The sequence below is a fragment of the Mesorhizobium sp. genome, from assembly GCF_004962925.1.
Taxonomy (GTDB): domain Bacteria; phylum Pseudomonadota; class Alphaproteobacteria; order Rhizobiales; family Rhizobiaceae; genus Mesorhizobium.
The window spans coordinates 11483-19482 of the sequence record NZ_SUEO01000117.1 but is presented as its reverse complement, the minus strand read 5'-3'; the positions used below and the strand labels follow the sequence as shown (position 1 = coordinate 19482).

General features: G+C 63.4%; 9 protein-coding genes and 1 pseudogene. 1 reads left to right on the top strand and 9 read right to left on the bottom strand.

Annotated features, from left to right (window positions below; all coding sequences use genetic code 11):
* The 6 genes from E5W87_RS21580 to E5W87_RS21555 all read right to left on the bottom strand — a co-directional run.
* The coding region (locus tag E5W87_RS21580; RefSeq protein WP_292401969.1) for a Do family serine endopeptidase at positions 1-1193 on the bottom strand (1193 nt) is incomplete at its 3' end.
* A 147-nt stretch (positions 1194-1340) separates the two neighbouring features.
* A complete protein-coding gene (locus tag E5W87_RS21575) occupies positions 1341-1529 on the bottom strand; it encodes a DUF2065 family protein (protein ID WP_292401957.1) in 189 nt (62 codons plus the stop codon).
* Between the two features lie 6 nt (positions 1530-1535).
* Positions 1536-2480 (bottom strand): protease modulator HflC, encoded by a 945-nt coding sequence (gene hflC, locus E5W87_RS21570; RefSeq protein ID WP_292401953.1) that lies wholly within the window; start codon positions 2478-2480, stop codon positions 1536-1538.
* Positions 2480-3583, bottom strand: coding sequence for an FtsH protease activity modulator HflK (gene hflK, locus E5W87_RS21565; RefSeq protein ID WP_292401950.1), 1104 nt, complete (start codon positions 3581-3583; stop codon positions 2480-2482). The genes hflC and hflK overlap by 1 nt, the downstream gene beginning before the upstream one ends.
* A gap of 142 nt (positions 3584-3725) precedes the next feature.
* Positions 3726-4244, bottom strand: a complete 519-nt coding sequence (locus E5W87_RS21560; protein WP_292401947.1) for a dihydrofolate reductase — start codon at positions 4242-4244, stop codon at positions 3726-3728.
* The gene (locus E5W87_RS21555; protein WP_292401944.1) at positions 4244-5260 is read right to left on the bottom strand and encodes a DUF4424 domain-containing protein; all 1017 of its coding nucleotides are present in this window, start codon (positions 5258-5260) and stop codon (positions 4244-4246) included. The genes E5W87_RS21560 and E5W87_RS21555 overlap by 1 nt, the downstream gene beginning before the upstream one ends.
* Positions 5261-5392: 132 nt before the next feature.
* Here E5W87_RS21555 and cobF point away from each other — a divergent pair, with 132 nt between their 5' ends.
* Positions 5393-6169, top strand: a complete 777-nt coding sequence (gene cobF, locus E5W87_RS21550; RefSeq protein ID WP_292401941.1) for a precorrin-6A synthase (deacetylating) — start codon at positions 5393-5395, stop codon at positions 6167-6169.
* 36 nt (positions 6170-6205) lie between these two features.
* Here the strand turns inward: cobF and E5W87_RS21545 are convergent, their stop codons facing one another.
* The 3 genes and pseudogenes from E5W87_RS21545 to E5W87_RS21535 all read right to left on the bottom strand — a co-directional run.
* Positions 6206-6547 (bottom strand): winged helix-turn-helix domain-containing protein, encoded by a 342-nt coding sequence (locus E5W87_RS21545; protein WP_292401940.1) that lies wholly within the window; start codon positions 6545-6547, stop codon positions 6206-6208.
* A 90-nt stretch (positions 6548-6637) separates the two neighbouring features.
* Complete coding sequence (gene modC / locus E5W87_RS21540) at positions 6638-7750, bottom strand: molybdenum ABC transporter ATP-binding protein (protein WP_292401936.1); 1113 nt, start codon at positions 7748-7750, stop codon at positions 6638-6640.
* A pseudogene (locus E5W87_RS21535) lies at positions 7747-8000 on the bottom strand (molybdate ABC transporter permease subunit); the annotation flags it as partial. The pseudogene E5W87_RS21535 and the gene modC, both read right to left, overlap by 4 nt.

The window sequence follows — 8000 nt, the reverse complement described above, 5'->3', positions numbered from 1 at the left end:
CCGTTGTCCTGGTCGGTGCTGCCGTCCTCGCCGCTGGCAAGCTTTTCGCCATCTTCGAGCCGACCGAGCGTCACCTTCACGGTCTGCTCGACACCCTTGCGCACGATAACCACGTCGACAGCCTTGCCGACCGAGCTTTCCGCGACGACGCGCGGCAGGTCTCGCATTTCATTGACGTCCCTGCCGTCGAACTTGATGATGACGTCGCCCGCCAGGATGGTGCCGTTGTCGACGGGTCCGCCCTTGATGACGCCAGCGACCAGCGCGCCCTTGGCGGTCGCCATGCCGAGGCTTTCGGCAATGTCGTCCGTCACCGGCTGGATGCGCACGCCGAGCCAGCCGCGCCGCGTCTCGCCAAACTGACGGAGTTGGTCGACGACGCCCAACGCGAGCTGTGAGGGAATGGAAAAGCCGATGCCGATCGAGCCGCCGGACGGCGAGATGATCGCCGTATTGATGCCGATCACCTCGCCGCTGCTGTTGAACAGCGGTCCGCCGGAATTGCCGCGGTTGATCGCGGCGTCGGTCTGGATGAAATCGTCATAGGGACCGGAATTGATATCGCGGTTGCGGGCCGAGACGATGCCCACCGTCACGGTGCCGCCGAGACCGAACGGATTGCCGATCGCCATCACCCAGTCACCGACACGCATCTTGCTGGAATCGCCGAATTTCACCGCCGTCAGCTTGTGCCCTTTCGGATCGACCTTCAGCACCGCCACGTCGGTCTTGGTGTCGGTGCCGACCAGCGTCGCCTTCAGCGTCACGCCGTCGGAGAAATTCACCTCGATATCATCGGCGTCGGCGATCACGTGGTTGTTCGTCACCACGATGCCCTGCTCGGCGTCGACCACGAAGCCGGAGCCCAGCGACTGCACCTTTTGCGAGCGATCGCCCTGTTCGCCGGGGCGGTTCTTGAAGAAATCGTCGAAGAAATCCTGAAAGGGCGAGCCCTCCGGCAGCTGCGGCATCGGCACCGCGCCAGGCCCCTCCGTGCCCTTCACGCTCTGCGAGGTCGATATGTTGACCACGGCACCCAGCAGGCCCTGCGCGAGATCGGCGACGGAAGCCGGGCCATCCGCGGCGGCCGTCGGCGTCACCATCGACGGGACGGTAAAGGTGCCGATAAGAAGTGCTGCAGCACCTGCGGTGAACGTCCGCCTCGCCGCGCGCAAAAAGCTGTTGGATGTCATCGAGAAGTCTCCCGGTGTCTCAGAAAGGAAAGGCGCTCGCCGAAAACGCTGCGCCGAGTCATGTTGGCAAGAAATACGGCACGTTTGCGGCTATGGCTATCGGCAGAGGATAAATCCTCCGTTATCCGAAATCATAGACCGGCCACGTCACCCACCACGCATCAGCCAGACGATGCCGACGCCAACGGCGATTGCGATCAGCCCGGCGATCCGCAGCGCACTCTCCGGCATCGACAGAACTTCGCCGGCAAGTTTCTTGGCGAGGCCGGGAAAGCCGCCATAGACCAGGCCCTCTACGACGAGAACCAAGCCTATTGCCGCCAGAAAATCCTGCACCGGCCGTTACTGGCCGGTGCCTGGCTGCGCTGCGGGTGCAGCAGGTGCTGCGGGCGGCGCTGCCGGCGTCTCCGCGCCGGCGGGATTGCGGAAGAAACGGAAGAATTCCGAATTCGGCGACAGCACCATCGTCGTCCCGGTATTGTCAAGCGCCGTGCCATAGGCATTCATCGACCGGTAAAAGCCGAAGAAGGCTGGGTCGCGCTGGTAGGCGTCGGCGAAGGTGGCGCTGCGTTGAGCTTCGCCTTCACCACGCAGGATTTCAGACTCCCTCCGTGCCTCGGCGACGATCTCCACCACTTCGCGGTCGGCGCGCGCCCTGATGCGCTGCGCCGCCTCGTTGCCGCGCGCCCTCAGCCGCTCGGCTTCGGCCAGACGCTCAGCCTTCATGCGGTCGTATGTCTGTTGCGAGACTTCCGCCGTCAAATCGGTACGACGAATGCGGACATCCTCGATCTGCAGGCCGAGCGACGTGGCGTCGGGCCTCAGCTGATCGCGCACTTCACGCATCATCACGGCTCGCTCTTCCGAGAGCGCGGCCTCGAAGTCGCGCAGACCGTAAACACGGCGCAAGGCGGCGTCGAGACGTGTCCTCAATCGTGCCTCGGCCAGCTCGATCTGACCGGATACAGCGGAGCGGAACACGCGCGGATCCGAGATCCGATAGGCGATGAAGGCGTCGACCTCATAGAACTTGCCGCCCGAAACCTGGACGCGGATGTTGTCGAGGTCGAAGCGCAGCACCCTGTTTTCGATCAACTGCACGCTGTCGGCATCGAAGAAGGCGAACGGCGCCTTGAAATAGATGCCCGGCTGGCTCTTGACGTCGACGATCTCGCCGAACCTGAGCACCAGCGCCTGCTGGCGCGCATTGACGACGAAGACCGACGAATAAAGCAGGAACAGGATGACCGCGGCGATGACGGCGATAATGGGAAGACGGTTGGCCATCACTGGGTTCCTCCGAGGACCGGCGCCGGCGCCTTCTGCTGCAATGCCGGCAGCGGCAGATAGGGAACGACCCCTTGCCCGTTGCCTTGCTCGATAATGACCTTGCTGGAATCCTTCAGAACCCTCTCCATCGTTTCCAGATAAAGCCGCTGGCGCGTCACATCCGGCGCCTTGGCGTATTCGTCATAGACCGAGATGAAGCGCTGCGCCTCGCCTTCGGCCTCCTGCACGACCCGGTTCTTGTAGCCGGCCGCCTCCTCGCGGATCTGTGCGGCCTCGCCGCGTGCTTGGCCGAGCTTCTGGTTGGAATACTGGTTGGCCTGCTCGACGAACTTGTCCTCGTCCTGTTCGGCGCGCTGCACCTCGTCGAAGGCGTCAGCCACTTCGCGCGGCGGTGCGGCATCCTCGATCGAAATCGCGTTGACGTTCAGGCCGGCCTTATAGCCGTCCAGCGTCGTCTGGATGATTTCGCGCACGGACGCCGCAATGCCCTCGCGATCATCGCGGAAGATGTCCTGCGCCGGCCGTCGACCAACCGCTTCGCGCATGGCGCTTTCGGCGACCTGCCGCAGCATGCCGTCGGGATCGGACACGTCGAACAGATAGGCCCGAGGATCGGAGACCTGATAGGCCACAGAGAACTGGACATTGACGATGTTCTGGTCGCCAGAAAGCATCAGGCCTGAACCGTTGCCGGAGGTCGTGCCGCCGCCGATATCGACGAGTTGTTCGGCAATGTTGGCCGTCTCGACCGTCTCGATGGGCCACCAATGGAAATGCAGGCCGGGCTGGGAGAGCTCCGCCTTTGGCACGCCGAATCTGAGTTCGACCGCAACCTCGTCCGGCTGCACGGTATAGACCGCCTTGAACGCCCACAGCACGACAAGCGCTGCCGCGATCAGCCCGAACACGGCTGGGCTGGCGCCACCGCCACCCGGCAAAGCACGCCGCAACCTGTCCTGGCCGCGCCGGATGATGTCTTCGAGATCGGGAGGCGAGCCCTGCGGACCGCTAGGCCCCTTTGGTCCCTGCCCCCAGGGTCCTGGATTGTTGCCGCCGCCCCATGGGCCGCCGCCTCCGCCGCTTTTGTCATTCCAGGGCATGAATGTCCTTTCGCTCCCTCACGCGCCGGCCTGACGACGCAAAATCCAGTATGGTTCTTCTATAGGGACGCGACGGCGCGCTTTCAACGCGATCGGTCGTCCTCACCGTCCGTTTTGGACCGTCGCGACCCTTTATGGTCTCTCAATGCACGTCGCGGCGTCGCTCGTAAACCGAATAGCGTGTCGCGTGGCTGTCCTTTTCACCGGCAGGAACGTCCTGCGAGCGGACGATGCGCCACGAATCCGGGTCGATCGGCGGGAAATGCGCGTCGCCGTCGACCGCGGCAAGGATATGGGTGACATGCAAGCGGTCGGCCAGCGGCAACGCCTGGGCATAAATCTCGCCGCCGCCAATGACGCAGATTTCGTCGGCGCCTGCCATGCAGCGCCCGCGCACCTTCGCCAGACCGATCGCCTCATCGAGCGAATGCACGACTTCGACGCCCTCGGCGCGCCAGGCCTTGTCGCGGGTCACCACGATGTTGAGCCTGCCCGGCAGAGGCCGGCCGATGCCTTCATAGGTCTTGCGGCCCATAATGATAGGTTTGCCCATCGTGTCGGCCTTGAACCGCTTGAGATCGCTGGAAAGTCGCCAAGGCAAACCGCCATCGCGCCCGATCACGCCGTTTTCGGCGATGGCGACATAGATCGCGACATCCATCAGCCACCGCTCCCGCCATCGCCGCCGGTAGGCACCAGCAGCAAAATGTCGATGTCGTGCTCGGGGTAGAAATTTTCTGCCGTCATCTCGAAACGCGTCGGCCCGACTTTCCTGACGTTTTCGCCACAGAACGAGACCAGGTTCTTCGGATCGCCTTTGTCGACGGTCAGCTTGAACTTGCCGATGGTGCCCGTCGCCCAATTGCCGCCAGTGGTCAGGATATAGGCGATGCGGTTTTCGAAGTATTTCGGAGTGCCGTCGGGATCGTTCTTCGCTGCCTTGCGGATTGCATTCTCGAGCGTCTGGTCCATGCAGTAGCGGGTCTTGTAGGCGATATATTGGCCCTGGAACTGGCCGTCATAGAAGAAGCTGACCGAGGACGTGCCGCCGACGCTCGGCTTGTAGCGGTGGGCGACGCGGACTGCCTTGTTGGCTGGAAAGGTCGAGCGCCACCAATAGGTCGAGCGCAATTGCCAGAACGGCACATAGACGGTCTTCATGCCCGAACCGTCGTCGGCGGTGTCCTCGATGATGAGGCCGCGATCGATCCAGTCGTCGGCAACCGCTTGCGGCAACTTTGCCAATGCCGCCTTGGCCGCGTCGCCGAAGGGGTAGAGTGGCACGTTCTGTGCCTTCAAATCGGCGCCGATGTCGATGCCGAGCGCAAACGCCTTCTGCTCGAGCTGCGGTTTTGCCGCCACGCCGTCGATCGTCACCTCGAAGCCGAGGAAATTGTCGCTCTGGCCGTCGGGGATCGCCGGCATCTCGTTCGGATCGCCTTCGATGTCGGGCATCGGAAAGGCGACGATCGCGTCGACGTCCTTGTCGGTGTTGTTGCGGAAGACATAGTCGACCGTCACCTTTTCGGGCGAGATATAGAGATCCTCGCTCTCCATGGCGACGGCGTCGCTGCGCGACAGGATCAGGCCGCCCGTTCCCAATTCGGCGATCGAATCATTGGCGAATGCGGGCATGGCCAAGAGCGCCAGCGCTGCGGTCAGGACATAACGGAACATGGAAGCTCCCTTGGCGAGATGCCGGTAAGACTCTAGCCGTTTCAATGTGGAGTTTCAAAGCCCTTCCGCACACTCGTCGGCGCTTGCAGGCTTGTCTGGACACCGACGTTCCGATCGGGCAGGAGTTCGCCTATGCGCAAGCTCCTCGTCATCGGCATCGGCGCCGGCAATCCCGACCATATGACCGTGCAGGCCATCGACGGCTTGAACCGCGCCGAGGTGCTGTTCATTCCCGACAAGGGCGCGAAGAAGAACGATCTCGCCGAACTGCGCCGCCAGATCTGCGACCGATTCGTCACCAATCCAAACTCGCGTCGCGTCGAATTCGACGTGCCGGTGCGGGCCGAGCCGGCGCCCTCCTATCGTTCGACCGTCGATGACTGGCACGAGGCGATCGCCGCGATCTATGAAGGCCTGATCCGCGATGAGCTTTCGCAAAATGGCTGCGGCGCCTTCCTGATCTGGGGCGACCCCTCGCTCTACGACAGCGCGCTACGCATCCTGGAGCGTGTGCGCATGAGAGGCAATGTCGCGTTCGATCTCGAGGTGATCCCAGGCATCACCGCTGTCCAGGCGCTCGCCGCCAGCCATAAGATGGCGCTGAACCGCATCGGCGACGCGGTTCAGATCACCACCGGGCGCCGGCTTACCGAGGAAGGTTTGCCCGACAATGCCGGCAGCACCGTCGTCATGCTGGACGGCAAATGCGCCTTCAACACGCTGGACGACAAGGACCTCGTCATCCACTGGGGAGCCTATCTCGGAACGCCCGACGAGATTCTCGTTTCCGGCCGCCTCGGCGATGTCGGCGACGAAATCGTGAAGACCCGCGAGGAAGCCCGCCGGAAAAAGGGCTGGATCATGGACACTTATCTGCTGCGCAAGCCCGACGAGCCGGAGGAGGAATAAAGGGGTTACGCTCGGCCAGTACAAATTCCGCTGACCTCACCCGGCGTCGATTTCCGCCTGCAGTGCCTCCATATGCGGCGCCGCCACGGAAGCCGCAGCCCGCTCGATGGCGCGAAAGCGGCTGACCACCGCAAGCCCCACCGAGGTCAACTGGGCGCCGCCGCCCTTTTTCCCACCGGTCTGCGCCGCGACCAGCGGCTTGCCGAATACCCGGTTCATGTCCTCGACCAGATCCCAGGCGTGTTTGTAAGACATTTCCATGCCGCGCGCCGCGGCCGAGATCGAGCCGAAGGCGGCGATCTGCTCCAGAAGCTCGATCTTGCCCGGCCCGATGCGCCCTTCTGGATCGAGGTTTATCCGCAAGCTCAGCGACGGCATTTTTCTCCTCCGCGGTCACGCCGCAGCCATACTAGAACCTCTCCAGCGATACCGCTATTCCAAATCGATATAGCGACGACCATCAGCCGGTCATCCATCCGCCTCGACAGGCAAGCCGGCGCCTGTGTTCGCCCGGTCGAAGCTTACCGTCTTGACCACCGCGTAGACTTTTCGACCGAGCTGAAGTTTCAGCGTCTGTCGCGATTGCTCGGTGATCCGGGCAAGCACGGTTGCACCATTGCAGTTGATGCCGATCTCGACCGTAGGCCCCTCGCCCGGCTCTATCACCTCGATCGTGCCCGGCAAGATGTTAAGCGCGCTGAAGCCAGTCGGCTGCTCGGTGGCGATCATCACATCGCGGGCACGGATGCGGATGCGTACCGGCGCGCCGACCGGCGTTGCCAGACGCGGCACGCGGATCTCGCCCGCCGCCGAGCCAAGTACGGTCATGCCAAAGACTTCGTCGTGGCGCAGCACCGCGGTATCCAGCACCGCGCCGCCCTCGCCGCGCTCTTCCGCCGGCAACAGGTCGAGCCGCCGCATGATCGCCCCGGTCGGGCCGTAAGCAGCGACTTTGCCTTGCGCCAGAACAACGACGTCGCTTGCCAGTCGCGCCACCTCAGAGATCGAATGGCTGACATAGACGATCGGGATTTTCGTCTCGTCGCGCAGTCGCTCGATATAGGGCAATATCTCCGCCTTGCGGGCCTCGTCGAGCGAAGCCAACGGCTCGTCCATCAGCAACATTTTCGGGCTGGCGAGCAGCGCTCGGCCGATCGCCACGCGCTGTTTCTCGCCGCCGGAGAGCTTTGCCGGCCGCCGATCAAGCAAAGGACCGATGCCGAGCAGGTCGACCACGGCATTCATGTCCGCATAGCGTTCCGACGTCGGCGTGAACCAGCGGCCGTAGCGCAGATTGCTGGCCACGCTCATATGCGGAAACAGCCGCGCATCCTGGAACACCATGCCAATGCGGCGCTTGTGTTTCGGCACGAACAGGCGCGCATCCGTATCGACCAGTACACGGCCATCAGCCTCGATCCGCCCTTTGTCGGGGCGGATCAGGCCGGCAATCATGTTGATCAGCGTTGTCTTGCCGGAGCCCGAGGGCCCGAACAGCGCGGTCAGCCGCCCAGCGCTCTCGAAGCGGGCGTCGATCTCGAAATCGCCAAGCCGATGGCTGATGTCGATCACGACCGTCATTCGATATCCATCCGCTTGCCGACGCGCCGCGCCAGCACCTCCGACGCGACAAGTGCCGCCATCGAGATGACGATCGAGATCAGCGTCAGCCTGAGCGCGCCGGCATCACCGCCCGGCACCTGCGTGAACGTGTAGATCGCCGACGGCAGCGTCTGCGTCTCGTTGGGGATGTTGGAAACGAAGGTGATCGTTGCGCCGAATTCGCCCATCGCCTTGGCGAAAGACAAGATCGCGCCGGCGATCAGGCCGG

Bases quoted from the DNA above. Each gene is read 5' to 3' on its own strand.
- E5W87_RS21560 (WP_292401947.1), bottom strand. From the start codon at position 4,244: ATGGATGTCGCGATCTATGTCGCCATCGCCGAAAACGGCGTGATCGGG.
- hflK (WP_292401950.1), bottom strand. From the start codon at position 3,583: ATGCCCTGGAATGACAAAAGCGGCGGAGGCGGCGGCCCATGGGGCGGC.
- modC (WP_292401936.1), bottom strand. From the start codon at position 7,750: ATGACGGTCGTGATCGACATCAGCCATCGGCTTGGCGATTTCGAGATC.
- cobF (WP_292401941.1), top strand. From the start codon at position 5,393: ATGCGCAAGCTCCTCGTCATCGGCATCGGCGCCGGCAATCCCGACCAT.
- E5W87_RS21555 (WP_292401944.1), bottom strand. From the start codon at position 5,260: ATGTTCCGTTATGTCCTGACCGCAGCGCTGGCGCTCTTGGCCATGCCC.
- E5W87_RS21545 (WP_292401940.1), bottom strand. From the start codon at position 6,547: ATGCCGTCGCTGAGCTTGCGGATAAACCTCGATCCAGAAGGGCGCATC.
- hflC (WP_292401953.1), bottom strand. From the start codon at position 2,480: ATGGCCAACCGTCTTCCCATTATCGCCGTCATCGCCGCGGTCATCCTG.